This is a genomic window from Streptomyces sp. NPDC088254 (assembly GCF_044740925.1).
Taxonomy (GTDB): domain Bacteria; phylum Actinomycetota; class Actinomycetes; order Streptomycetales; family Streptomycetaceae; genus Streptomyces.
In genome coordinates this window covers 638,531-660,005 of the sequence record NZ_JBIURQ010000002.1, presented here as the reverse complement: position 1 = coordinate 660,005, position 21,475 = coordinate 638,531, and the positions used below count along the sequence as shown (strand labels likewise).

Below are 21,475 nucleotides of genomic sequence, written 5' to 3'. Positions count from 1 at the left end.
GTGCGGCCTCACCGGCCCGACTCGGGCAAGCGCACGACAGGAGCCCCCGACTTACCGGGTCGGGGGCTCGTGACTGCTGTTGAGGTCAGCTGAGAGTGGTGACGTCCAGCTGACCCGACCTGTGCGCTTCGCGAATCTTCTTCTTGTCGAACTTGCCCACGCTCGTCTTCGGGACCGTCTCGACGATCGTCCAGCGCTCCGGGAGCTGCCACTTGGCGATCTTGCCCTCTTCGGCGAGGAAGGCGCGCAGGCTCTCGAAGTCGGCGGTGGCGCCCTCCCTGAGGACGACCGTGGCCAGCGGGCGCTCGCCCCACTTGGCGTCCGGGACCGCGACCACGGCGGCCTCGGCGACGTCCGGGTGGGACATCAGCGCGTTCTCCAGGTCCACCGACGAGATCCACTCGCCGCCGGACTTGATGACGTCCTTGGCGCGGTCGGTGAGGGTGAGGAAGCCCTCGGGGGAGATGATGCCGACGTCACCGGTCTTGAGCCAGCCGTCCTCGCTGAACTTGTCGGCGGGGCGCAGGGGTTCGGCGTCGGGTCCGTTGTAGTAGGCGCCGGCGATCCACGGGCCGCGCACCTCCAGCTCGCCCGCGGACTCGCCGTCCCAGGCGAGGCGTGCGCCGCCGGGGCCGGTGAGGCGGGCCTCGACGCTGGCCGGGAAGCGGCCCTGGGTGAGGCGGTAGGCCAACTCCTCGTCGGTGCCGACCGCGGCGGCCGGCGGGCGGGCGATGGTGCCGAGCGGGGAGGTCTCCGTCATGCCCCAGGCGTGGCAGACCCGCATGCCCAGGTTGTCGAAGGCCGTCATCAGGGAGGGCGGACACGCGGAGCCGCCGATGGTGACCTGGGTGAGGGAGGAGACGTCGCGCGGCTTGGCGGTGAGCTCGGCCAGCAGACCCTGCCAGATGGTGGGGACGGCGGCCGCGTGGGTCGGCTTCTCGCTCTCGATCATCTCGGCGAGCGGGCCGGGCTGGAGGAAGCGGTCCGGCATCAGCATGTTGATGCCGGTCATGAACGTGGCGTGCGGCACGCCCCAGGCGTTGACATGGAACTGCGGGACCACGACGAGCGAGGTGTCCTGGTCGGTGAGGCCCATCGACTGGGCCATGTTGACCTGCATGGAGTGCAGGTAGATGGAGCGGTGGCTGTAGATCACGCCCTTGGGGTCGCCCGTGGTGCCGGAGGTGTAGCACATGGCGGCGGCCTGGCGTTCGTCCAGCTCGGGCCAGTCGTAGGCGGTGGGCTTGCCGGCGATCAGGTCCTCGTACTCGTGGACCCGGACGCTCGCGCCGGCGAGGAGGGAGCGGTCGCCGGGGCCGGTGACGACCACGTGCTCGACCGTCTTGAGGTGCGGGAGCAGCGGGGCCAGCAGCGGCAGCAGCGAGCCGTTGGCGATCACGACCTTGTCGGCGGCGTGGTTGACGATCCAGGTGAGCTGCTCGGCGGGCAGACGCAGGTTCAGCGTGTGGAGGACGGCGCCCATCGAGGGGATCGCGAAGTAGGCCTCGACGTGTTCGGCGTTGTTCCACATCAACGTCCCCAAAACACTTCCCTCGGTCACTCCGAGGTCATCGCGTAGGGCGTTGGCGAGCTGTGCGGCGCGGTCGCCGATCTCGGCGAACGTGCGGCGCTGGGGTTCGGCCTCACCTGTCCACGTCGTCACCGTCGACCGGCCGTGAACGCGTCGGCCATGTTCGAGAATCCGGCTGATCGTGAGGGGAACGTCTTGCATGAGACCTTGCACGGCAAACCTCCCGGTGGTCGTCGCCACGTCGCGACGGCGTGCACAGAGCATGCACACATACCACGCGGTATGTCACTAGCTGTCGGCTGGTTCTTTCCTTGTCGTGGGGGGCGGCTCCGGCCACGGGTCCGGCTCCCACACGGGGTGAATCTCTATCGTGTGGTTCTCAGTTCCGGGGCCGTGCCGGGTGATCGCTACTCGTCTGATCAGCTTCCGAAGCATCGCGTTCCGCTCGCGCGTTTCGAGGGCCGGCCACTCCTTGACCGTCCCGACCGCCAACGGCACGAACTCGCCTCGGTCCGGTAGCGGCTCCGCCTCCGGAATGCTGTCGAGTAGCGTCTGTGCCTCGGCCCGCTTCTTACGGATCAGGTCGGCGGCCTCTTCGTACTCGCCCGGCCCAAAGTCGTCCGGGTTCGCCGCGCGCTCGGCGCGGAGCCGCGCGAGCGCCTGGCGCTGTTTGTCGACCTCGGCCTGTGCTCGGGCGCGCGCTGCGATGTTGGCGGCCTGCTCCGCGGCGAGGTTGCGCTCGGGTGACTCGGTCTCGGTCGGCGGGGCCGCGTCTATGTCGTCAGCGGCCTCGCGCTTCAACCATTTGAACACCTCCTCTTCGACGTCAAGCCGATCAATGAGGATGCCCGTGCACGCAGTCGCGCCCGACTTCGCTCGCAGGCTGCACCGGTAGGCGAACCCCGGTACGTTGCGCCCCTCGCGGCGTGCCGTGTTCAGGCTGGTTCCCTTGCGGCAATGGGAGCACTTGACCAGGCTGGTCAGTTCGTAGATGCCCTCACGAGAGCGCGGTACGGTCTCGGCGACTTCCTTCCTGCGCTGCCGGTAGCGCTGCCACAGGTCAAAGTCGATCAGTTCCTCTTGGGCCCCCTGGATGTAGACGCGGTTTCGGCAATGGCCGTCGGTCTTCCGGCACCGGCATTCGGGGTCGTGCACGATCAGCAACCCCGCCGCAAATCCGCTGTCCATGTAGCGGGACAGGGTCTCGGTCTGCCAGACCCGTCCCTGAGTGGTGCGGTGTCCGGCGCGGTTGAGCCTGCCGCACAGTGCGCTGAAGCCGGTACCGGCGACGTAGTCGCGGTACAGGTCGGCGACGAACGGCCCGATCACGGGTTCGGGTTCGTACCGCTCTTTCTGCACTTTCCCCGTGGCGGGGTCGTATCGGCGGTGCCAGATGTAGCCGAAGCGCCGGCGCCCGCTCGCGGGCAGGTGCAGCTTGTAGCGCCGGTGGTCGTGCGTCTCCTTCCACTGCTCCCCGGCGCGGTCGGACTCGAACGCTGCGAACTCCAAGATCATGCCGCGCTGAAACCGACCGATGGCGGTCGAGGCGTCGACCGGTTCGGTCGCCGACTCCAGTTCGCCGCCAGCCTGCTGGAGTCGGGCGAGGTTGATCGCGTTGCCTGTGCGGTCCCGGCCGAACCGGGAGTAGCGCCAGACGGCGACGCCGCGCGCCTCGCCGCCCTCGACACGCTCGATGCACTGCATGATCTTGCGTTTGAAGTGGCGACCGGACACGTCGAGATCTTCGATCCATCCGACGATACGGCGCCCGGTGCGCTTGGCCCAATGGCTGATTGCGTCCCGTTGCAGCTCGGGACTGATCTTCTCCTCTTTCCATGTGCTGACGCGGATGTATGCGAGCCACGGCTCGCCGTCCTCATCAGTCGGTGAGCCGTGGAATGTTGCGGGTGTTTCCGCTGGTGTCATACCGCTTTCCAGTCGTCCTCTTCGTCTTCGCGCGACCGGATCGGCCGCACGTTGTCGGGAAGATCTTCGCTACGGATGATCGACATCCCTTGCGTGTCTTCTTCCTCGACGCCCTCGCCCCCGTCCGGCGGTGCGGCCGGCGAGTCGAGGAGTCCCATGTGTACGTGCTGGAGTGCGAGTTGGTAGCCGGCGCGGTGCGTCTCGGCGAGCTGGTCGTCGCTGTTCTGCGTGGCGCGGTTGGTCAGTGAGTAGCAAAGGGGTGGGATAGCTCCGACCGTGACGAGCAGGCCGAAGTGATGCATAGGCATGTGGTTGAGGAGGACTCCCAGCGCCGCAATGCAGAAACCAAGAGCAACGGCGGTAACCGACGGGACGTAGAGGCGTCGGGCGAGGTGTGACATGTGCGGGTGTCCTCCGTGCTTGTCGATCAATCGGCGAGTTTGTGTTCGCCGTCATTGGGTGCGGAACGGCTAAGGGTCTGCGTCATGTTCACGAACACCTTGCGTTCCGCGGGGTCTGTGATGCCGAGTTCGTCGGCGGCCTCTTCGGGGGTCATGCGTCGCCCGGGTGCGGGGCGTCGCTCTTGGATGGCTGCCAGTTCATCGGGAGTCATGACGCCGGCGCGTACCAGCACCTCGGGATAAGGGACGTCGATCGACTCGGCGAGCGTCCGCAGGATGCGGGTATCGGTGGGCATCTCGCCCCTTAGCAGGCGGGTGACTGTCGATGGACTAATGCCGGAGTCTTCGGCGAACGCTGTTCGGCCGCCGCTGCGGGGTCCCGACAGGTTGTAGCCCTTGGCTTCGAGCCGCTGGGTAAGCCACCTGCCGAACTCGGCAGACGCACGAGCGGCATCGTTGGTTGTATCGCGCTTGCTGTTTTTCATGGTTGAAAACTAGCGCACGGTCCATTCGATGGACACGCCACCTTTCAGACATGGCGTTTCGTCCCACTTCGCCCCCCCTTGGCGTGCGGCTTTGCGCCGAAACCGACGCTCCGGTTCGTACGCGTGACCGATTCTCATATGTCCTGTCACGGCCTGTCAACGCGTGTTTCGGATCTGTGAACACCCCTCAACTTTCGAACTTGAAAGAAAGGTGTTACTTTCTGTCCTGGCAGGTAGCTGCCGAGACAGAAAGGTATGCGCTTACTCATGTACGACCGCGCCCTGTTGCACACCGCCGCCCGCATGCGCGGCATCGACACCCCCTCCGCCCTCGCCCGCGAGGCCGGCCTGTCTGTGCCCACCGCGTGGCGCATTTGGAACGGCGTAGGCGCCCCCCGCGGCGACCACGCCGACCGCGTCGCCGACATCGTCGGTATCTCCGCGTCGACCCTCTACACCCGCTCCGCCGAGGCCGCCGCATGACCGGCGACGTCATCCCCCGCGACCAGGCAATCGCCGCCGCCCGCGCCGTACTTGACCGCGCCCGCGTCCGCATCGCCCGCGACCGCGCCGCCGGCCGCCTCTCCCCTGAGCACGAACTGATCTGCCGCCGCCTCGAACGCGAGCAGGCCCGCCGCGCCGCCGAGCAGACCCCCCGCCGCAACGCGGCCTGAACACGAAAAGGGCCGCCCCGGACGCGACCCGGAACGGCCCACACGACCGCCCAGAAAGGCACCGATCGTGAACTCCCAGCGTATCCAGACACCCCGCGTCGTCCTCGCCATCAAGGGCGCCCAGGCCGCCCGCCGCCGTACCCGATTCGTCGCCACCGTCGCCCGCCAGCTCGACGCGATCGCCGCCGGCACGGTCCGCGTGCACACCGCGCCGACGACACATTTCGGCCGCGAAACCAGGCTGGTTGTCCTGTTTTCGAGGTCCGGCAGCGTCCTGCCGACGACGCGCGAGCAGCGCAGCGCCGCTTACGGCCTGCTCGATCGAGCGTTCCCGGGCGCCGATTGGAGCCGCGCCCGCACGTACGACGCCGCTACCGGCGTCCTCGCCGTCGACGAGCCGATCGCCCCGGCCGAGCTCGGCCTCGACACCGCGCCGGAGGCCCGCCAGTGATCCGCCCCCAGCTCAGCGCCGACGGCCTCGCCGTCCGCCTCCCGCTTGCCGAGCACGTCGACCCCCTGCTCGACGAACTGGCCCTCGCGTACGCCCAGGACCCCGACGCCGTCGGCCGCCTGCTCGCCGCCCACGCCGCGAGCGTCGTCGCCCTCGACTACATCGCGTGCAGCGGCGACGCCACCGACTACGAACGCGCCATGCGCGCCGCCGAGGCCGACGCCACCCGCGAGGCCCTGCTCGACGACTGCCCGGCCGCCGCCGCCGTCGACCCCCTGCTCGACCCCGACGACGCGATCAGCCTCGCCGGCCGCATCACCCGGGCCGCCGCCCACATTCGCCACCGCACCGCACAGAACAGGAACGCCCGCCCGTGACCGTGACCACCCTCCCCACCGCCCACGCCCCGGCCGCCGTCGCCCCGGCCCGCGGGGGCGCCCTGTCCCTCTCCCACATGTCCCCGTATGAGGCGTGGCAGTTCTGCGAGTCCCTGGCCAACACGCCTCTACTGCCCGACGCCTACCGCAAGCAGCCCGCATCGGTCCTGTGGGCGATGGAGTACGGCCGGGCACTCGGCCTCGACGTCGTGACGACGATCACGACCATTCACGTGATCAAGGGCAAGCCGTGCCAGTCGGCCGACCTCATGCTCGGCCGCGCCCGCAACGCCGGTCACCGCGTACGGATCAAGTCGGAGCGCACCCGGTGCGAGGTGCGCATCATGCGCCACGACGACCCCGACGACGAGACCGTAATCGAGTGGACCCTCGACGACGCGGTAATCGCGGGTCTGTGCACGCTCCGCGACGGCCGCCCGTACGCCCGCGACCAGAAGAACCAGCCGCAGCCGTGGGAGAAGTTCCCCCGGGCGATGCTGCGGGCCCGTGCGATCGCCGAGGCCGTACGTATCGCGTGCCCCGAAGTGCTGCACGGCGCCATCTACACGCCCGAGGAACTAGGGGCCGTCGTCGACCAGGAGGGGAACCCGGTCGTCGTCGAGCGTGTCGACGCCCCGCCCATGCAGCAGGGCGTGACCGTCGTGCAGTCGACGCCGAACGGCCCGCCGACCGCGCCGACCGAGCCGACCGTGCCGCCGCGTGACTACCTCGCCGAGGCCGCCGAGACGGCCGACGCCGACCAGCTCGCCGCCATCATCGGCGACGCCCAGGCCGCCGGCGCCCCCGCGGAGTACATGACGTGCCTCGCCGAACTCCGCGACGCGCACGCCGCCGAGACCGTCGGCCCCGTGCGCGAGCTGCACGCCGCGGCTCAGGCCCGGGGCGCGCACCCCGACCACCTCGCCCGTCTCGCCGCCATCGGCGCCACCAAGCCGGGCGCCAAGCAGCAGGCCGGCGGGGGCGAGGAGCAGTCGACGCCCGCCGAGCAGGGCACGCCGGCCGGACCGACGCCGCACTCGGTTTCTGACGCGGTCGCCGCCGAAGCAGCGATACCCGCCGGCGTCGCCACCGCCGAGCAGGCAGCCGCCGAGGCCGAGAACGCGCTCAGGCTCGCCGCCTCGCGCGCGAGCCTCCCCACCCTCGACGCCGATTTCGAGCGCGTCTACGGGGTGCCGATCGAGCAGGCCCCGGCCGCCCAGCTCGACGCGTTCCGCGCCATGATCGAGAACGGGGGCGCCCGATGACCGAGCAGCCCACCCCCGAGCAGACCGAGGGCAAGCCGGCCGCGCCCGACCCGGTCAAGGTCCGCGACGCCGTGACCCGACAGGCAGTGCTCGGCGCCCTGCTCGACGAGGTCAAGAGCGCTTACAAGGACGCCAAGAAGGACGCCGACGACCTGCTCGACAGGGCGTACAAGGCCGGCGGTACGACGAAGTTCGACGCACTACTCCCCGACGGGACGAAGGTCGGTTCGTCGTCCCGGCAGGGGGGCGAGCGCGAGGCCCAGGTCGTCGACGCCGAGTTGTTCCGCGCGTGGGTTCGGGACCACTACCCGACCGAGCACGTCGTCGAGTTCGTGCCCGCCCAGGTGATCACCAGCGTGCGCCCCGGTTTCGCCGGCAAGGTGCTTGCCGAGGCGACCGCGGCCGGTACCGCGAAGTACGTCGACCCCGGCACGGGCGAGGTGCACGAGGTGCCCGGCGTCGAGTTGAGGCCGTCGAGGGCCGCCTCGCACCGGCTCACCTACACCCGAGGCAGCAAGGCCCAGCCGACCGACGGCCGCGCCCTGGTCGCCGCCGCGTGGCGAGCCGGCGCCCTGGTCGAGCATCTGCCCGCCCTCGCCCCGGCCGCGCCGCAGGCCGCCGGGAGTGGTGCCGAGTGACCCGCGACAAGGTCGCACAGAAGATCGCCGAACGCTTCCCGGACGTGCCCGGACAGCTCGCCGTCGAGGTCCCGGCCGGCGAGGACAAGCCGCCGAAGGTGTGCGACTACGGCAACCCCCGATGCGGAGCCGTACCCGTCCGCTTCTACCCGAACGGCTGGAAGTGCGACGAGCACCAGCCGGCCCGCACCAGCCGCCGCACGACCCAGTGATCAGCCCCGGGGCGAGGAGACGACCGCGCCCTCGCCCCGGGCGCCCCACCCCCGACAGGAGCGACACCCCGTGACCCTCGACGCCATGGATTGGGTGTGGACCCGTGCGAAGTCGCGCGGGAACGCCCGCCTAGTCCTGCTCGCCGTCGCCGACGCCACCACCGGGCCGGACGCCACCGCCCGCATGGGTACGGCCGAGTTCATGCGCCGGCTCGCCGCGTCCCGCTCGACGACGCGAGCCGCCGTCGACGCCGCCCTCGCCAGTGGCGAACTGATCGAGGACGAGCCCGCCCAGGGCAGCCGCGCGACCCGGTACAAGATCCCCGGGGCCGTCGGGTACGTCCGTACCTACCGCGCTACCGGGCCGGAATCCGGCCCCATAGCCGAGACGACCCCCGGGCCGGAATCCGGCCCCCTACCCGCTACCGGGCCGAATCCCGGCCCCTCTACCGGGCCGGAGTCCGGTCCCCCCGCCGATATCCCCGACACCCTGTTTGGGACCGAGATTCGGCCCCCTATGGGGCCGGATTCCGGCCCCCATCACTCACCCATAGAGGGAGTGAGTGAAGGAGTGAGGGAGCGCGGGCGCGAGGTCGCAGTGATCCCGGAGTTCGCCCGTCCCCTGGTCGACCAGATCACGGCCGCCCAGATCTACCCGGCATGGACCCTCGCCCCGGCCGAGTGGTTCATCGTCGACAGCCTGATCAAGCGCAGCGGGCCCGACATGCTCGCCGCCGCCGCCGTGCAGGCCGCCCAGCGCGCCCGGAACGGAGTCGCCCACGCCCGCTACTTCCTGCGGGCGTGGCAGGCCCTACCGCCCGCCCCGGCGCCCGGCACCGTCCCGGCCGCCGCCCCGGCCCGGCCCGCCTCGAACGTGATCCCCCTCGACCGCGCCCAGCCCCGCGGACGCGTCGCCCAGTCCGCCGACTACCTCGCCGAAGCCCTCGCCGCCATGGAGGCCCAGCAGTGACCCCCCGCGAAGTCGCCGCCCTGATTGCGTACGTCGTCAAGCTCGACCCCCGGCTCGCCCTCGACGACCAGGCCGCCGCCGCCGAACGGCTCGCCCAGTGGTGCGACCTGCTCAGCGACGTACCCGCCGAGGCGCACGGGTGGGACGCCGCCCGCGTCGCCCGCGACTACATCGCCCGCAACCCCTACCGCATCCAGCCGTCGGACATCTCCCGGCCGTGGCACACCCATAAGGCCGATGTGATGAGCCGGCACGTGGGCACGTTCGAGCCGACCGCGCACCCCGAGATCAACCCCGACGACGAGACCGGCGACGCGTATGTCGCCGCACTCCGTGCCGAGCGCCAGGCCGTCGCCGCCGGCCAGCAGGCGCCCGTAACGCACCGCGCCCTCACCGCGGGCCCGGCCGCCGCCCAGGTCGAGCGCCGACTCGCCGCACTCGGCGAGTACATGCCCCCCAGCGTGAAACAGGCCCTCGCCCGTCACCGACCGCGCCGCGCCCAGCGCGAGCAGGCCGCCGCCGCGAACCTCCCCGACGCCCTCGACGTCGCGTGCCCTTACGAGCACTGCCTCGCCCCCGCCGGCGACCCGTGCCGCAACGCCCGCCGCGCCCAGCGCAGCACCCCGCACCCCTCCCGCACCGAACTTGCCACCGCCAGGCACTACGCCCAGGAGAGCGCAGCATGAGCCCGACCCCGAAGCAGGCCCGCCAGCACCGCCGTAAGGCCGTGCCGACCGACCGGACGAAGAACGTCACGTCGTGGCGCGTCGAGGCCAGTTGGGACCACCGCCCCGACGCCCCGGTCGTGATCCGCACGTCGGACAAGAAGCGGGCCCGCCGCAAGGTGACCGAGCTCGCCGACAAGGGCGCATACGTGATCTTCCAGGAACACGAAGGGTGGGACCGGTGGCGCACGCTCCGCGAGGTCGACGGCGCCGCCCTGCTCGCCGAGCGCGACGCCGAGCAGCAGCTCGCCGCCGTCGGCCACCCGCCGACCCCGCCGGCGTACCGGCCAGAGGCCGAGGACCGTCACCGCACGTGGCTTGCACGGATGGACGCCCGCGCCGAGGCCGACCGCCGCGCCGCCGAACAGGCCGCCCGCGAGCAGGCCGAACAGGGCGCCCGCCGCCGTCGCCTCGCCGCCGAGGCCGCCCGCGACGCCCGGGCCCTCATGTCGCCGCCGGCGATCGTCCGGCCCGAGAACCGGCAGCGCGCCCGGCACATCACGGGGGCGCAGCGATGACCCCGGCCGCCCTCGCCGTCGTCCGGGCCGCCGTCGAGGACGCCCAGCGCGACCGCGTCGAGCAGCCGGCCGCCCTCGCCGCCCGGATCGTCGCCGAGCTACGCGACCAGGGGTGGACGCTCGCCCCGCTCGACCAGGTCGAGCAGCAGGCCGCCTAACCCCCGCAGGACAGGGGGGGCGTACGCCCCGCGACACCGCGCCCCCCTACCTGCTAACTTTCTGTCTCGGCAGAAACGTATCTGTCGAGAAAGATCTCTCCCACGTCCCGTAGGCCGCCGCACATCCCCCGGAGGTACGTCCCCGATGGCTCGCACCACCTCGACGCCGGCCGAACGGTTCGCCGCCAAGACGACCCCCGGGCCCATCCCCGCCGGCCCCAACACCCCCGACACCCCATGCGCGTTGTGGCCCGAGACCGCCCTCGACCGCGACGGATACGGCCGCTTTTGGGTTGACGGCCGGTACGTCTCCGCCCACCGATGGGCGTTCGAGCAGGCCCGCGGACCCGTCCCCGACGGCCTCGACCTCGACCACCTGTGCAGCGTCCGCCGATGCGTCGCCGACGACCACCTCGACCCCGTCGACCACCGCACCAACGTTCTTCGCTCGACCGGCCCGTCGGCCGTCAACGCCCGCCGCACCAGATGCGTCAACGGCCACGACCTCACCGACCCGGCCGTCGTGCACGTCAGCTACCCCCCGTCGCACCCGCATGGGATGCGCAAGTGCCGCGTGTGCGCCCGCGACCGCGCCCGCCGCACCCGCGAGCCCCAGCTCGCCCCCGTCGCCCTGATCTCCACCCGCACGACCCCCGAGAGGACTGCCGCCTAATGGCCGGAGAGACCCCGATCACCGTCGTTGGCAACGTCGTTGCCGACCCCGAGTTGCGATTCACCCCGTCCGGCGCCCCCGTGGCGAACTTCCGTATCGCCTCGACGCCCCGCACGTTCGACCGCGTCACGAACGAGTGGAAGGACGGCGACACCCTGTTTCTGTCCGTCAGCGTGTGGCGCCAGCAGGCCGAGAACGTCGCCGAGTCCATCAGCCGCGGCGACCGCGTGATCGTCGTCGGCCGTCTGGGACAGCGCCAGTACGAAAAGGACGGCGAGCGCAAGTCGTCGTATGAGGTGCAGGCCGACGACGTCGCCCCGTCCCTACTCCGCGCGACCGCCCAGGTCACCAAGAACGGCCAGCAGAACGGCCAGCAGCAGCGCGCCCAGGGATACGGCCAGCAGGCCCCGCAGAACGGCTACGGAGCCCCCCAGGGCGACCCGTGGAACCAGCAGCAGCGCCCCCAGGGATACAGCGCCGAGCCCCCGTTCTAAGCCTCGCCGCGACCGGACGCGGGCCCGCTCACGCGCGGGCGCGCACGCGAGTACCGACCACCACTGACACCCCGGAGCGACCCCATGCCCCGCATTCCCGACGCCGTCGCCGTTGCCTCCCTCGACACGCACCGTCTGATCGTCGCCGTCCCGAACGACGGCCCGGCCGAGATCACTTGCAACCTCCCCCGCCCCGTCGCCGCGTCCGTACTGCGCCAGCTCGCCGACGGCCTCGACAGCCCCGCCGGCCGTTGCGAGACCGCCCTCGCCACCGGCCACCCGTGCCCCGTGCACGACGCCCCCGCCCCGATCTCCGAGGGCATGCTCGCCGCCGGCCGCCAGGCCGCCGAAGGGTTCGCCCGCGGCATGGCCAAGGCGCAGCGCCCCGCCGGCCTCGACGCCCTGCTCGACCACGTCGCCGCCGCCATGACCCCCGACGGCGACCAGGCCGTCGAGGAGCCCGACCAGCTCACCGCCGGCGACGTGCGCGACGCCCTCGCGTTCAACGCCGACGACCGCGACCCCACCCTCGCCACGCTCCGCGACGTCCTGCTCGACACCACCGCGACGCGCACGCCCGAGCAGGCCCTCGCCGCCGCCCGAATCCTGCTCGAAGCGCACGCCCGGCAGGTCGCCGGCCTGGTCGAGGCGCACTACCGCGCCACCCGGACCCGATGGGGGCTGTCCCGCTCAACTCGCGGCCTGCTCACCGGATACGAGGGCGCCCGGAAGATCGTCACCGCGTACGCCGACGGCCTCGCCGACGAGCAGGCCCTCGCCGAGAGCGCAGCGAACGAGCAGAGCGAGCAGTGACCCCGGCCGTCGCCGTCGCGGCGAACCTCGCCGTCGCCGTCGTCCTGCTCGCCGCCGCCGTACGGCTGATCGTGTGGGCCCTGTCCGGCGAGCCCGGCCGCGCCCACCACGGCCAGCAGGACGGCGAGCAGTGACCCCGGCCCGGACGTGTCGGGCGTGCCGCCGCCCACTCCGCGCACCCTCGCCCGACGGATACGGGCCCAAGTGCCGGCGCAAGCAGCAGCCGCCCGACGCCCGGGCCCACGAGGGAGCCCTGTTCAGCCTCGCCCAGCAGCCGCGCCCCGCCCCGACCGAACAGCCCACCCTCGACGACACGGAGCCCGAGCAGTGAGCACCGCCCCGACCGAACCCGAGCAGTACGCGACCGACGCATACGGCACGCCCTGTTACCGGCACACCGACCCCGACGGCGACCAGTTGCTCGCCGCCGCGTCGCTCATCCCCGAGCAGGGCCCCGGCGTGTACTTCCGAACCAGCCCGGCCGGCGCATCGATCCCCCTCGACCACCTCGACCAGTTCATCGCCCGTTTGCAGACGATCGCCGACGTCGCCAAGGCCGAGGCCGCCGCCAAGGAGCAGCAGACCGCATGACCCGCCGCCCTTACCACCGCCCCCCAGAGGGCCGCGACCGCGACCGCGCCGACCGCGACCGCGTCGTCGACGTCCTGCTCGCCCGAATGCACCGGGGCGCCCTGTCGCCGGCCGAGGCCGCACTACTCGCCGAGCACGTAGGCGAATACCGGCGCCTCGCCGACGAGAACCGCCTCGCCATGGCCGGCACAACCCGCGCCCTCGCCAAGCACCGCGAGGCAGCCGACGCCGCCATACGCGAGGCCGAGCAGCGCGCCGAGCAGGCCGAGGAGATAGCGCGCGCCGCGCACCAGTGCAGCAACGAGGCCGAGAGCCACCGAGCCGCCGCCGAGCAGCAGCTCGCCACGGTCGAGGCCACCCTCGCCGAGGTACGCCGCCGGCACCGCGGGGCGTGCGAGCGCGTCGACCAGTTGCTCGGCGTCCTCGCCCGCGTCCGCAAGGCTCAGTCACTCGGCGAAGCCCTCGCCGTCGTCGCCGAGCACGACGGCATGTCACCGACCGCCGCCCGCATGCACGGCCGCATCCTCGACCGCGCCGACTCGACCGAGGCCCGCCTCGCCGAGCAGCAGCGCGACCACGACATCGCCCTCGCCACCGCCCGCCGCAACACCGTGGCCGCCGCCGAGGAGGCCAGGGAGCAGCGACACCGGGCCGGCCGGTACCGGACGGCATGGCTCGCCGCCCGCCGCGACCGCAAGGCCGACCGCGCCGCCATGGCCGCCGACCTCGCCACCATGCAGGCCGCCGAGCAGCAGCTCGCCGCCGTCCGGGCCGCACTGCCCGACGAACCCCGACCGCGTCTCGGTCTCCCGAACACCCTCGCGTATGAGGACGGCCGCCACGACATGGCCGACGCCGTACGCGACGCCCTCGCCAAGGAGCACACCACCGCATGAGCACCGCCCGAACCACCGTCGCCGCCGGCGCCGCCCTGGTCGTGCTCGGCGCCGCCGCCGTCGTCGCGTGCAACGCCTCGCCCGCGTGCGCCGTCGTCGTCCCCCGGCCGGCGCCGGCCCCCGCGCCGCGCGTCGTCACCCCGAAGACGCCCAGCACCCCGAAGACGCCGAAGGCACCGCGCACGCCGTCGAGCGTCGTCCCCGTCCCCGTCGTCGTCGACGCCGACCCGTGCGAGTGACGACCCCGGCCCCGGCCGTCGACCCCGAGCGCGTGCGAGCAGCCGTCGAGCAGATGCGCGCCGCACTCAGGGCGTGGGGCGAGGCCGTCGCCCCGGCAGTCCGCGCCATGGCCGAGGAGTTCGCCCGCCTCGCCCAGCACCTACGCGAGGCCGGCGTCGTCGACGACCACGGCCGCCCCGTCCGCCGCGACCGCCCCGCATGGCAGAGCCCCTACGGGCCGCCGCCCCGCCGCCGCCAGCACTGAGCACCAGGAGCAGCACGACATGACGACCACCCCCGGCCAGCAGGCCGCCGACGACCTCGCCGCCGTCCGCGAGCAGTGGGGCGACCTGCTCGCCGCAATAGCCGAGCCGCCGCGCGCCGCCGATTGGATGCCGTACGAGCGCCGCGGATTCCTCGACCAGCTCGCCGCCGACGACCGCCTCGACGACGACCCGGCCCTCGCCGAGGCCGCCGTCGGCCGTCTGCCGCTCACCATCCGCGAGCACCCCGCGCCGGCGAACCTGCGGGCCCTCGACGCCGCCCTCGACGTCGAGCGAGAGGTGTTCGACATGTGCGACGCCGTCGCCGAGCGCGTGCAGCTCCCCGCCCGCGACCGCGCCGGCCGATGGACACTCGGCAGCGACCCGAGCGACCCGCGCTTGTGGCACGTGCCCACATCCCGCGACGCGGGCCCGGCGACGATCGCCTCGACCGGATCACGCGTGTTCGGTCTCCACTGGGCCGCCGTATGGCTGGAGGGCCGCGCCCTCGACGACGACCCGGCCGACCGCGCCCTATTCGCCCCCACGCCGGCGACCCTGGTCGACCAGATCGCCGACGTCGCCCGCACCGCGCGCCGCAGCGTCGAGGGCGCACTCGGCCGCGCCGCCCGGACGATCACGCTCGACGACGCGTGCCCGTTCTGCCGCGCCGGCCGCGTCACCGTGCACAACGGAGGAGGCGACCCGCGCGCCGCCGTGGCGACCTGCTCGACCGGCCCGTCGTGCCCGGCACCGGTCGACACCGAGCAGGGCCGCCGCGCGTGGCGTGGGCCCGCCCTGGTCGGCCTGTTGACCGCACTGGAGGCCCGCCGCACCGCCCCGGCCGCGTAGGGCGAGCAGGCCCACACACCCCCGGGAGCCGGCGCCCGGGGGTGCCGTCGTTCCTGGCCCGGACCGCCCCGCATCACGCTTCGGTAACGCTTGCTGTAACCATTGCTGTAATCGTTGCTGCAATGACTACTGTGGGCATTCCTGACGGGCCCTCACCCCGGCAGGACCGCCGGCCCTCACCCGGCACCCACACCGACCAAGGGAGCGACCCCATGGCAACCGTGACCATCCCCGGCGCCCTCGCCGACCACCTCGCCGACCACTTCATCAGCGACGACGAGACCCGCGCCGCCCTCGACGCCGCCCGCCGCGGCCGGGGCCGAACGCTGATCATCGAGCCCAAGAGCACTCGCGTACTGCACGTCATCAGCCGCTTTGCCGAGCACATCCTCGCTATCCCCCGCGCCTACACCCGCGCCACGCGCGACGCCGCCCGCCTGTGGATCACGCGCGCCGGCCACTCGCCGGCCGTGATGGTTCACCACTTCGACAGCACCGGCAGCGCGTACAACCAGACGCAGTGCCGCGACGACATCCGCGACGGCGACGTGCTGGTCGTCGAGGGCGAGGGCGTCGTCGGTTTCCTCCGTAGCGCGTGGCCGGCCGCCGTGACCGTCGCGTATGGCGAGCTGCACCGCATCGAGGGCGACCCGCGCACCCTCGACGACGGCCAGTACGCCGGCAGCGTCGAGGCCGCCGAGCAGATCGCCCGCGAGCACGGTTTCGCCCTCCCTGCCCAGCAGCCGGCCGACGTCGTCGAGGTCGCCGTCGAGCAGTTCGACCGCACCGCGCGCGCCGTCGACGCCGTCGAGTACGCCGAGCAGGTCGAGGCCGCCGTCGCCACCGTCGAGGACGCCGAAGCGCTGCACGCCGTGCAGCTTGTCACCGAGGCCGACGCCACCGACGGCACGTGGCGGGGCGCATGGATCGGCGAGCAGCAGGCCGACGACGCCTTGTTCGCCCTCGACCTCGACGTCGAACAGGGCGCCCTGTTCGACGACCGCGCCGCCGCGCCGGCCGCCGTCGAGGTCAAGGTCGAGCGCGTCGACGCCGCCGCCCCGGAGCAGCCGGCCGTAACGCCCAACTGCCCGCCCGAGGTCACCCGCGCATCCGTCGACGCCTACCTCGCCCGCGAGTACCCCGCCCTGTTCGCGCCCGAGCAGCCGCAGCCCCTCGCACTCCCGCCCGTACAGATGTGGTCCGTATCGCACCGCGTCGTGATCCGCGGCGAGTGGCAAGGGCTGATCATGTGCGGACTCGGCTACCGCGAAGCCCAGGACCGCGCCGGCGTACTGCGCGCCACCGGCAGCAAGGCCGTTCAGGTCGAGCTGTGCGAGCACGGGCCCCACGCCCACCGCGACGCCCAGCTCGCCGCACGCTGCGAGGGGTGCGGGTACCCGATCCCCACCGGTACCGAGTGGCACGACGCGTGCCGCCCCCGGCCGCGCCCGACCCCGCTGGAGCGCGCCCGCCGCGCCGCCGCGCGCGACGCCGGGTACGCCCGCGCCCTCGCCGCGTCCGACCGCGTCGCCGACCTCGACGGCGAGCCCCCGTTCTAACCACCATCCGGCCCGCCCTCGCCCGAGGGCGGGCCCAGTACCGAACCGACAGGAGCACCGCAGATGAGCAACGAGCAGCCGCCCCCCGACGACGAGCAGGGCGACGAGCCCACCGTCGCCGAGTACCACCGCGCCGACGCGTCCAAGTTCCCCACGGTGCCCGCCGGACAAATGGCCGCCGTTGAGGCCATGGCCGCCGCCGCGGGATTCCTCCCCGACGACGACTCGAAGCTCGCCGAGCACAACCGCAAGATGTTGCGCCGCCAGTTCGGCACGGCCGACACCAGCACGCCCGCCGGCAAGTTTCAGGCCCAGATGCTCGACGCCATCGAGCAGTACGAGCGGGAACGGGCCGCCGAGCGCGCCGCCCAGGGCGATACCAACCCGTACGACCTCGCCCCTTGGGAGGACGCGCACGGCCTCACCAACGAGTACGAAGCGGCCCGTGCCAGCAAGGACCCCGGCGCCCTCGACCTGTTCCTCGACAACCTCGCCGAAGACTTCCACCTCGACGACGTTCGAGCCCTACGGACGGCCGCCGCCGCCGTACAGGCCGCCATGGGCCGGATTGCCCTCGCCGCCCGCGTGAAGGGCATGAGCCCCGACCAGATCGCCGCGGAAACGGGATACACGGCGAGCCGCATCGCTCAGTTCATCCGCGAGGAGAAACAGCGCCTCGCCACCCCGTAAGCCCGCACACGACAACGGGCCCGCCCGGTTCCTCACAAACCGTATGGGCGGGCCCTACCACCAAGGAGCGACCCAAAGTGGCTACCGAGAAGCCTACCCAGCGCCGAGCCCGGCCCATTGCTGGCACCCGACCGAACGTGCGCCTCGACCAGCAGCTCGCCGACGACCTCGCCCTACTGATGACCGACGGCAGCAGCCTGACCGACGCCGTGCGCGACGCCGTGCACATGGTCGCCGAACTCCGCCGACAGGCCGCCGACGACCTCGACGTCGTCACGCAGACTGCCGACGGACTGACGACGGCCGTCCGCATGGGGGCGACCATGTACCGCACGGCATGGCTGCACCGCGTCGTCCCCGTCGGCACCGCGCCGACCCTCGCGTCGTTCAAGTTCGTCGAGAAGCCGCCGCAGCCCGGCCCGCCGTCCCTGCCGTGGGCACCGGGCAGCAGCCTGACCAGCGCTGATGACAGGCGCCGACAGGCCCCGCCGACACCGCCCCGAGCCGTCCGTCGCCCGGCCCCCGTCAGGTAAGCGTCCGTCGGCACCTCGACCGCGCCCCGTCCGCCGCACCGTCGGTAGGCGGGGCGCAGCGATGCCCGGCCGTCCGCAGTCGTCAGCAGCCGCGCCGACCGGTCGCGCCGGCCCCCCGCGCGCGAGCCGATCAAGGTTGCGTCGTTATCGATTCGTGACCTAGAGTTGGGGCCGTCTCCGGCGTGCCCGGAACACCCCAGACCCAACGCCCCGCCGGCCCCCGTTCCCGGCGGGGCGTTCGCATGCCCCGGCGAGGAGGTGACCGCCGATGGCACGCCCCATCACGGACGCCGACCGCCGCAAGGTGCGCGAGCTGCACGCCGCGGGCAAGTCCCGGAACCAGATCGCCCGCCAGATCAACAGATCGCCCTCGACCGTGTCGAAGATCGCCGGATCGTTCGACCCCCCGTTGACGTTCGACCGCGCCGAGCAGGTCGAGGCCGCGACCCGTGTCCGAACCGCCGACCTCGCCGCGCGCCGCGCCGGCCTCGCCCTCGACCTACAGGGCGCCGCCGAGCGCCTGCTCGGCCAACTGTGGCAACCGACCACGCACGGGGAGTTCGCCGGCCGCGACGGCGAGTGGCACGAGACCCACCTCGCCCAACCCCGGTTCGCCGACCAACGGCAGATCATCGCGTCGGTACAGACCGCCGTCGGCACCTCGCTACGCCTCGCCCCGGCCGAAGGCGGAGAGAACGCCGAGCAGGTGCGTTCGATGCTCGGCGCACTCGGCGAAGCACTGACGCACGCCGCCACCGACGACCAGGCCCACGACGACGGCGGGGGCGACGCCGGGGGGTGAGCCGCGTTGCTCGACCTCGACCGTCTGCCCCTGTCCCGTAAGCAACTCCGCTCGATTGGGCAGGCGACCGGCCGTATCAACCTGTGGCACGGCAGCGTCCGCAGCGGTAAGACCATCGCGTCGTTGCTGGCGTTCGTGATCGCCGTCGCCACGGCGGGCCCGTCCGGTCTGATCATCGTTGTTGGTCGGTCGTTGCAGACGATCGAGCGCAACGTGTTGGAGCCCCTACAGGACCGCGCCCTATTCGGCCCCCTCGCACGGCACGTCGTGCACACCCGCGGGGCGACCACGGCAACGATCCTGGGGCGCACCGTCCACCTGATCGGCGCCGCCGACGCCCGCGCCGAGGGCCGCCTACGTGGCCTTACCGCGCAGCTCGCCTACGTCGACGAAGCAACGTTGCTCCCCGAGGCGTTTTGGACTCAGCTACTCGCCAGGTTGAGCGTCCCGGGCGCCCGCCTGTACGCCACGACCAACCCCGACAGCCCGCGGCACTGGCTCAAGGTCGGATACCTCGACCGCATCGGCGAACTGGACATGCGGGCGTGGCACTTCCGCCTCGCCGATAACCCGTCCCTGTCCGCCGAGTACGTCGCGTCGCTCGCCGCCGAGTACACCGGCCTATGGCGTAAACGCATGATCGAGGGCGCGTGGGTTGTCGCCGAGGGCGCCATCTACAGCGAGTGGGACGAAGACCGGCACGCCGTCGACGAGTTGCCCCCCATGCGCCGGCACTGGTTGGGCGTTGACTATGGCACGACGAACCCTTTCTCGGCCGTCCTGCTCGGTCTCGGCGCCGACGACCGCCTGTACGCGGTCGCCGAGTGGCGATTCGACTCGCGCGCCGCCCACCGCGCCATGACCGACGCGCAGTACAGCGCCGCCGTCCGGGCGTGGCTCGCCGACATGGACGTCGCCCCCGAGTGGACGTTCATCGACCCGAGCGCAAAGTCGTTCAGCACCCAGCTTTGGCAGGACGGACACCCGGGCGTCGCCCGCGCCGACAACACCGTCGCCGACGGCATCCGATCCGTGGCCGCCCTGCTCGCCGCCGGCCGCCTGTTCGTGCACCGGTCGTGCGACGGCCTGCTCGGCGAGCTCCCCGGTTACGCATGGGACCCCAAGGCCACCGAGCGGGGCGAGGACGCCCCGTTGAAGATCAACGACCACAGCGTCGACGCACTGCGCTACGCCATCCACTCGACCTCGCACGAGTGGCGCCACCTGCTCACCGCGCGCACGCCCGACCCCACGACCAGGAGGTGACCCCATGGCACTGCCCGAGAACGGCGCAGCGTGGCCGCCCCCCGAGTGGGCCGCGTACTACGACCGGATAGCCGTCGACGACGCTTGGTACTCCGGCGACCGGGGCCGGCTCGCCCGGATCTACGGCCGCGAGACCAAGACGCCGCGCCGCCGTCTGTGGAGCCGCCGCAGCACCGCGCACCGCCCCGGCCGCGACACCCGCCTACACGTCCCCCTCGCCGGCGACATTGCCCAGACGTCCGCCGACATGCTGTTCGCGGACATGCCGCGGATCGTCGTCGAGGACGCCCGGACACAGACCCGCCTCGACCAGATACTCGACGCCGGCCACGTTCAGCAGATGCTCTTGTCGGCCGCCGAGCAGTGCGCCGCCCTGTCCGGGGTCTACCTCCGCGCCACGTGGGACCGCGACCTTATCGACCGGCCGCTACTCACCGCCGTGCAGCCGGACAACGCCGTGCCCGAGTTCAGGTTCGGCATGCTCGCCGCGGTGAACTTCTGGCGTGAACTGTCGGGCAGCACGACACAACTTGTGTGGCGCCACGTCGAGCGGCACGAGCCCGGCCGCATCGTGCACGCCCTCTACCAGGGCAGCGGCGACAACATCGGCCGGCGCGTCCCGCTCACCGAGCACCCCGACACGGTCGCCCTCGCCGGCAGCATCGAGAGCGACGGCGAGTCGACGACGACCGGAATCCGGCAGCTCACGGCCTGCTACGTCCCGAACATGACCCCGAACCGGTTGCACCGCGGGTCGCCGATCGGGCGCAGCGACTACGCCGCCCCCATCTATGACCAGCTCGACGGCCTCGACGAGGTGTGGACGTCATGGATGCGCGACATTCGCCTCGCCCGCGCGCGGCTGATCGTCCCCGACGGCTACCTACGGAGCAACGGGCCCGGCAAGGGAGCGTCGTTCGACGAAGACGCCGAGGTGTACGCGCAGTTGAACATGCCGCCCACGGAAAACGGCGGCATCACGTTGAGTCAGTTCGATATCCGCGTCGAGGAGCACCAGCGCACGGCCGAGGCACTGACCCGGCAGGCCGCCCAGTCCGCCGGGTACGCCGCCCGTTCGTTCGGCCTCGACCAGGACGGAGGGCAGGCCCGGACCGCGACCGAGGTCGACAGCGACGACGATAAGAGCATGATCACGCGCAGGAAGAAGGCCGGCCACTGGAAACAGGGCCTCGCCGACATCCTGCTCGCCCTGCTCGACCTCGACGCCGTGCACTTCCGTACCGGGGTGATCCCGGAGCGCCCGCGGGTGGAGTTCTCCGACGGCGTCGCAGAGTCGCCGATGGACGTTGCGCAGACCCTCGACCTGTTGAACCGGGCGCAGGCCGTATCGACGGCGACCCGAGTCAAGATCCTGCACCCGGATTGGGACGACAAGGAGGTCGCCGCCGAGGCCGCCGCGATCCTTCGGGAGACCGGCACCGCCGCCCCGGACCCCGGCGACACGTACCCGCTCACCGCGTAGGACGACGGGG

Annotated in this window: 31 protein-coding genes; 27 read left to right on the top strand and 4 right to left on the bottom strand. The window is 72.3% G+C overall.

Annotation, left to right across the window (positions count from 1 at the left end; genetic code table 11):
• Positions 1–85: 85 nt before the first annotated feature.
• From ACIOC0_RS09935 to ACIOC0_RS09920, 4 genes are all read right to left on the bottom strand, one after another.
• A complete protein-coding gene (locus ACIOC0_RS09935) occupies positions 86–1,744 on the bottom strand; it encodes a long-chain fatty acid--CoA ligase (RefSeq protein ID WP_402154206.1) in 1,659 nt (552 codons plus the stop codon).
• A 75-nt stretch (positions 1,745–1,819) separates the two neighbouring features.
• Entirely contained in the window at positions 1,820–3,457 is a 1,638-nt protein-coding gene (locus ACIOC0_RS09930) for a recombinase family protein (RefSeq protein WP_402154205.1), read from the bottom strand.
• The gene (locus ACIOC0_RS09925) at positions 3,454–3,888 is read right to left on the bottom strand and encodes a hypothetical protein (RefSeq protein WP_402154203.1); all 435 of its coding nucleotides are present in this window, start codon (positions 3,886–3,888) and stop codon (positions 3,454–3,456) included. Before ACIOC0_RS09925 ends, ACIOC0_RS09930 begins: the two co-directional genes overlap by 4 nt.
• Positions 3,885–4,343, bottom strand: coding sequence for a helix-turn-helix domain-containing protein (locus ACIOC0_RS09920; RefSeq protein ID WP_402154201.1), 459 nt, complete (start codon positions 4,341–4,343; stop codon positions 3,885–3,887). The genes ACIOC0_RS09925 and ACIOC0_RS09920 overlap by 4 nt, the downstream gene beginning before the upstream one ends.
• A gap of 255 nt (positions 4,344–4,598) precedes the next feature.
• Between ACIOC0_RS09920 and ACIOC0_RS09915 the strand changes: the two genes are divergently transcribed.
• The 27 genes from ACIOC0_RS09915 to ACIOC0_RS09785 all read left to right on the top strand — a co-directional run bounded on the left by ACIOC0_RS09915 (position 4,599) and on the right by ACIOC0_RS09785 (position 21,465).
• Positions 4,599–4,826 carry a helix-turn-helix domain-containing protein gene (locus tag ACIOC0_RS09915; protein WP_402154199.1) on the top strand — a complete coding sequence of 76 codons (228 nt, stop codon included), beginning with the start codon at positions 4,599–4,601 and terminating at the stop codon, positions 4,824–4,826.
• Positions 4,823–5,017 carry a hypothetical protein gene (locus tag ACIOC0_RS09910; RefSeq protein ID WP_402154197.1) on the top strand — a complete coding sequence of 65 codons (195 nt, stop codon included), beginning with the start codon at positions 4,823–4,825 and terminating at the stop codon, positions 5,015–5,017. Before ACIOC0_RS09915 ends, ACIOC0_RS09910 begins: the two co-directional genes overlap by 4 nt.
• A gap of 67 nt (positions 5,018–5,084) precedes the next feature.
• A complete protein-coding gene (locus ACIOC0_RS09905; protein WP_402154195.1) occupies positions 5,085–5,468 on the top strand; it encodes a hypothetical protein in 384 nt (127 codons plus the stop codon).
• Positions 5,465–5,845, top strand: coding sequence for a hypothetical protein (locus tag ACIOC0_RS09900; protein ID WP_402154193.1), 381 nt, complete (start codon positions 5,465–5,467; stop codon positions 5,843–5,845). The genes ACIOC0_RS09905 and ACIOC0_RS09900 overlap by 4 nt, the downstream gene beginning before the upstream one ends.
• Entirely contained in the window at positions 5,842–7,110 is a 1,269-nt protein-coding gene (locus tag ACIOC0_RS09895) for a recombinase RecT (protein ID WP_402154191.1), read from the top strand. Before ACIOC0_RS09900 ends, ACIOC0_RS09895 begins: the two co-directional genes overlap by 4 nt.
• Entirely contained in the window at positions 7,107–7,748 is a 642-nt protein-coding gene (locus ACIOC0_RS09890; RefSeq protein WP_402154189.1) for a hypothetical protein, read from the top strand. The genes ACIOC0_RS09895 and ACIOC0_RS09890 overlap by 4 nt, the downstream gene beginning before the upstream one ends.
• On the top strand, positions 7,745–7,960 hold the full coding sequence (locus ACIOC0_RS09885; RefSeq protein ID WP_402154187.1) for a hypothetical protein: 216 nt from the start codon (positions 7,745–7,747) through the stop codon (positions 7,958–7,960). The genes ACIOC0_RS09890 and ACIOC0_RS09885 overlap by 4 nt, the downstream gene beginning before the upstream one ends.
• A gap of 70 nt (positions 7,961–8,030) precedes the next feature.
• Positions 8,031–8,930, top strand: coding sequence for a hypothetical protein (locus tag ACIOC0_RS09880; RefSeq protein WP_402154186.1), 900 nt, complete (start codon positions 8,031–8,033; stop codon positions 8,928–8,930).
• Entirely contained in the window at positions 8,927–9,616 is a 690-nt protein-coding gene (locus ACIOC0_RS09875; protein WP_402154185.1) for a cell surface glycoprotein, read from the top strand. The genes ACIOC0_RS09880 and ACIOC0_RS09875 overlap by 4 nt, the downstream gene beginning before the upstream one ends.
• Positions 9,613–10,173, top strand: a complete 561-nt coding sequence (locus ACIOC0_RS09870; RefSeq protein ID WP_402154183.1) for a hypothetical protein — start codon at positions 9,613–9,615, stop codon at positions 10,171–10,173. The genes ACIOC0_RS09875 and ACIOC0_RS09870 overlap by 4 nt, the downstream gene beginning before the upstream one ends.
• Positions 10,170–10,331, top strand: coding sequence for a hypothetical protein (locus tag ACIOC0_RS09865; protein ID WP_402154182.1), 162 nt, complete (start codon positions 10,170–10,172; stop codon positions 10,329–10,331). The genes ACIOC0_RS09870 and ACIOC0_RS09865 overlap by 4 nt, the downstream gene beginning before the upstream one ends.
• Positions 10,332–10,476: 145 nt before the next feature.
• Positions 10,477–11,004, top strand: coding sequence for an HNH endonuclease signature motif containing protein (locus tag ACIOC0_RS09860; protein ID WP_402154180.1), 528 nt, complete (start codon positions 10,477–10,479; stop codon positions 11,002–11,004).
• A complete protein-coding gene (locus ACIOC0_RS09855; RefSeq protein ID WP_355717811.1) occupies positions 11,004–11,498 on the top strand; it encodes a single-stranded DNA-binding protein in 495 nt (164 codons plus the stop codon). Before ACIOC0_RS09860 ends, ACIOC0_RS09855 begins: the two co-directional genes overlap by 1 nt.
• Positions 11,499–11,582: 84 nt before the next feature.
• Complete coding sequence (locus ACIOC0_RS09850) at positions 11,583–12,311, top strand: hypothetical protein (RefSeq protein WP_402154178.1); 729 nt, start codon at positions 11,583–11,585, stop codon at positions 12,309–12,311.
• Positions 12,308–12,445 (top strand): hypothetical protein, encoded by a 138-nt coding sequence (locus ACIOC0_RS09845; protein WP_402154176.1) that lies wholly within the window; start codon positions 12,308–12,310, stop codon positions 12,443–12,445. Before ACIOC0_RS09850 ends, ACIOC0_RS09845 begins: the two co-directional genes overlap by 4 nt.
• Positions 12,442–12,642, top strand: coding sequence for a hypothetical protein (locus ACIOC0_RS09840; RefSeq protein WP_402154174.1), 201 nt, complete (start codon positions 12,442–12,444; stop codon positions 12,640–12,642). Before ACIOC0_RS09845 ends, ACIOC0_RS09840 begins: the two co-directional genes overlap by 4 nt.
• Positions 12,639–12,902 (top strand): hypothetical protein, encoded by a 264-nt coding sequence (locus ACIOC0_RS09835; RefSeq protein ID WP_402154172.1) that lies wholly within the window; start codon positions 12,639–12,641, stop codon positions 12,900–12,902. Before ACIOC0_RS09840 ends, ACIOC0_RS09835 begins: the two co-directional genes overlap by 4 nt.
• Positions 12,899–13,798, top strand: a complete 900-nt coding sequence (locus ACIOC0_RS09830; protein WP_402154170.1) for a hypothetical protein — start codon at positions 12,899–12,901, stop codon at positions 13,796–13,798. The genes ACIOC0_RS09835 and ACIOC0_RS09830 overlap by 4 nt, the downstream gene beginning before the upstream one ends.
• On the top strand, positions 13,795–14,037 hold the full coding sequence (locus tag ACIOC0_RS09825) for a hypothetical protein (RefSeq protein WP_402154168.1): 243 nt from the start codon (positions 13,795–13,797) through the stop codon (positions 14,035–14,037). The genes ACIOC0_RS09830 and ACIOC0_RS09825 overlap by 4 nt, the downstream gene beginning before the upstream one ends.
• Complete coding sequence (locus ACIOC0_RS09820) at positions 14,028–14,282, top strand: hypothetical protein (protein ID WP_402154166.1); 255 nt, start codon at positions 14,028–14,030, stop codon at positions 14,280–14,282. Before ACIOC0_RS09825 ends, ACIOC0_RS09820 begins: the two co-directional genes overlap by 10 nt.
• 19 nt (positions 14,283–14,301) lie before the next feature.
• Positions 14,302–15,132 (top strand): hypothetical protein, encoded by an 831-nt coding sequence (locus tag ACIOC0_RS09815; RefSeq protein ID WP_402154165.1) that lies wholly within the window; start codon positions 14,302–14,304, stop codon positions 15,130–15,132.
• A 212-nt stretch (positions 15,133–15,344) separates the two neighbouring features.
• Complete coding sequence (locus ACIOC0_RS09810; protein ID WP_402154163.1) at positions 15,345–16,691, top strand: hypothetical protein; 1,347 nt, start codon at positions 15,345–15,347, stop codon at positions 16,689–16,691.
• 63 nt (positions 16,692–16,754) lie between these two features.
• Positions 16,755–17,381 carry a hypothetical protein gene (locus ACIOC0_RS09805; protein WP_402154161.1) on the top strand — a complete coding sequence of 209 codons (627 nt, stop codon included), beginning with the start codon at positions 16,755–16,757 and terminating at the stop codon, positions 17,379–17,381.
• Positions 17,382–17,458: 77 nt separating this feature from the next.
• On the top strand, positions 17,459–17,914 hold the full coding sequence (locus ACIOC0_RS09800) for a hypothetical protein (RefSeq protein WP_402154159.1): 456 nt from the start codon (positions 17,459–17,461) through the stop codon (positions 17,912–17,914).
• A 268-nt stretch (positions 17,915–18,182) separates the two neighbouring features.
• On the top strand, positions 18,183–18,716 hold the full coding sequence (locus ACIOC0_RS09795; protein ID WP_402154157.1) for a helix-turn-helix domain-containing protein: 534 nt from the start codon (positions 18,183–18,185) through the stop codon (positions 18,714–18,716).
• Positions 18,717–18,722: 6 nt separating this feature from the next.
• Positions 18,723–19,982, top strand: coding sequence for a PBSX family phage terminase large subunit (locus tag ACIOC0_RS09790; RefSeq protein ID WP_402154155.1), 1,260 nt, complete (start codon positions 18,723–18,725; stop codon positions 19,980–19,982).
• A gap of 4 nt (positions 19,983–19,986) precedes the next feature.
• Positions 19,987–21,465, top strand: a complete 1,479-nt coding sequence (locus ACIOC0_RS09785; protein ID WP_402154153.1) for a phage portal protein — start codon at positions 19,987–19,989, stop codon at positions 21,463–21,465.
• Positions 21,466–21,475: the final 10 nt, after the last annotated feature.

Bases quoted from the DNA above. Each gene is read 5' to 3' on its own strand.
- ACIOC0_RS09930 (WP_402154205.1), bottom strand. From the start codon at position 3,457: ATGACACCAGCGGAAACACCCGCAACATTCCACGGCTCACCGACTGAT.
- ACIOC0_RS09920 (WP_402154201.1), bottom strand. From the start codon at position 4,343: ATGAAAAACAGCAAGCGCGATACAACCAACGATGCCGCTCGTGCGTCT.
- ACIOC0_RS09915 (WP_402154199.1), top strand. From the start codon at position 4,599: ATGCGCTTACTCATGTACGACCGCGCCCTGTTGCACACCGCCGCCCGC.
- ACIOC0_RS09910 (WP_402154197.1), top strand. From the start codon at position 4,823: ATGACCGGCGACGTCATCCCCCGCGACCAGGCAATCGCCGCCGCCCGC.
- ACIOC0_RS09890 (WP_402154189.1), top strand. From the start codon at position 7,107: ATGACCGAGCAGCCCACCCCCGAGCAGACCGAGGGCAAGCCGGCCGCG.
- ACIOC0_RS09870 (WP_402154183.1), top strand. From the start codon at position 9,613: ATGAGCCCGACCCCGAAGCAGGCCCGCCAGCACCGCCGTAAGGCCGTG.
- ACIOC0_RS09865 (WP_402154182.1), top strand. From the start codon at position 10,170: ATGACCCCGGCCGCCCTCGCCGTCGTCCGGGCCGCCGTCGAGGACGCC.
- ACIOC0_RS09860 (WP_402154180.1), top strand. From the start codon at position 10,477: ATGGCTCGCACCACCTCGACGCCGGCCGAACGGTTCGCCGCCAAGACG.
- ACIOC0_RS09855 (WP_355717811.1), top strand. From the start codon at position 11,004: ATGGCCGGAGAGACCCCGATCACCGTCGTTGGCAACGTCGTTGCCGAC.
- ACIOC0_RS09850 (WP_402154178.1), top strand. From the start codon at position 11,583: ATGCCCCGCATTCCCGACGCCGTCGCCGTTGCCTCCCTCGACACGCAC.
- ACIOC0_RS09830 (WP_402154170.1), top strand. From the start codon at position 12,899: ATGACCCGCCGCCCTTACCACCGCCCCCCAGAGGGCCGCGACCGCGAC.
- ACIOC0_RS09825 (WP_402154168.1), top strand. From the start codon at position 13,795: ATGAGCACCGCCCGAACCACCGTCGCCGCCGGCGCCGCCCTGGTCGTG.
- ACIOC0_RS09815 (WP_402154165.1), top strand. From the start codon at position 14,302: ATGACGACCACCCCCGGCCAGCAGGCCGCCGACGACCTCGCCGCCGTC.
- ACIOC0_RS09810 (WP_402154163.1), top strand. From the start codon at position 15,345: ATGGCAACCGTGACCATCCCCGGCGCCCTCGCCGACCACCTCGCCGAC.
- ACIOC0_RS09805 (WP_402154161.1), top strand. From the start codon at position 16,755: ATGAGCAACGAGCAGCCGCCCCCCGACGACGAGCAGGGCGACGAGCCC.
- ACIOC0_RS09795 (WP_402154157.1), top strand. From the start codon at position 18,183: ATGGCACGCCCCATCACGGACGCCGACCGCCGCAAGGTGCGCGAGCTG.
- ACIOC0_RS09785 (WP_402154153.1), top strand. From the start codon at position 19,987: ATGGCACTGCCCGAGAACGGCGCAGCGTGGCCGCCCCCCGAGTGGGCC.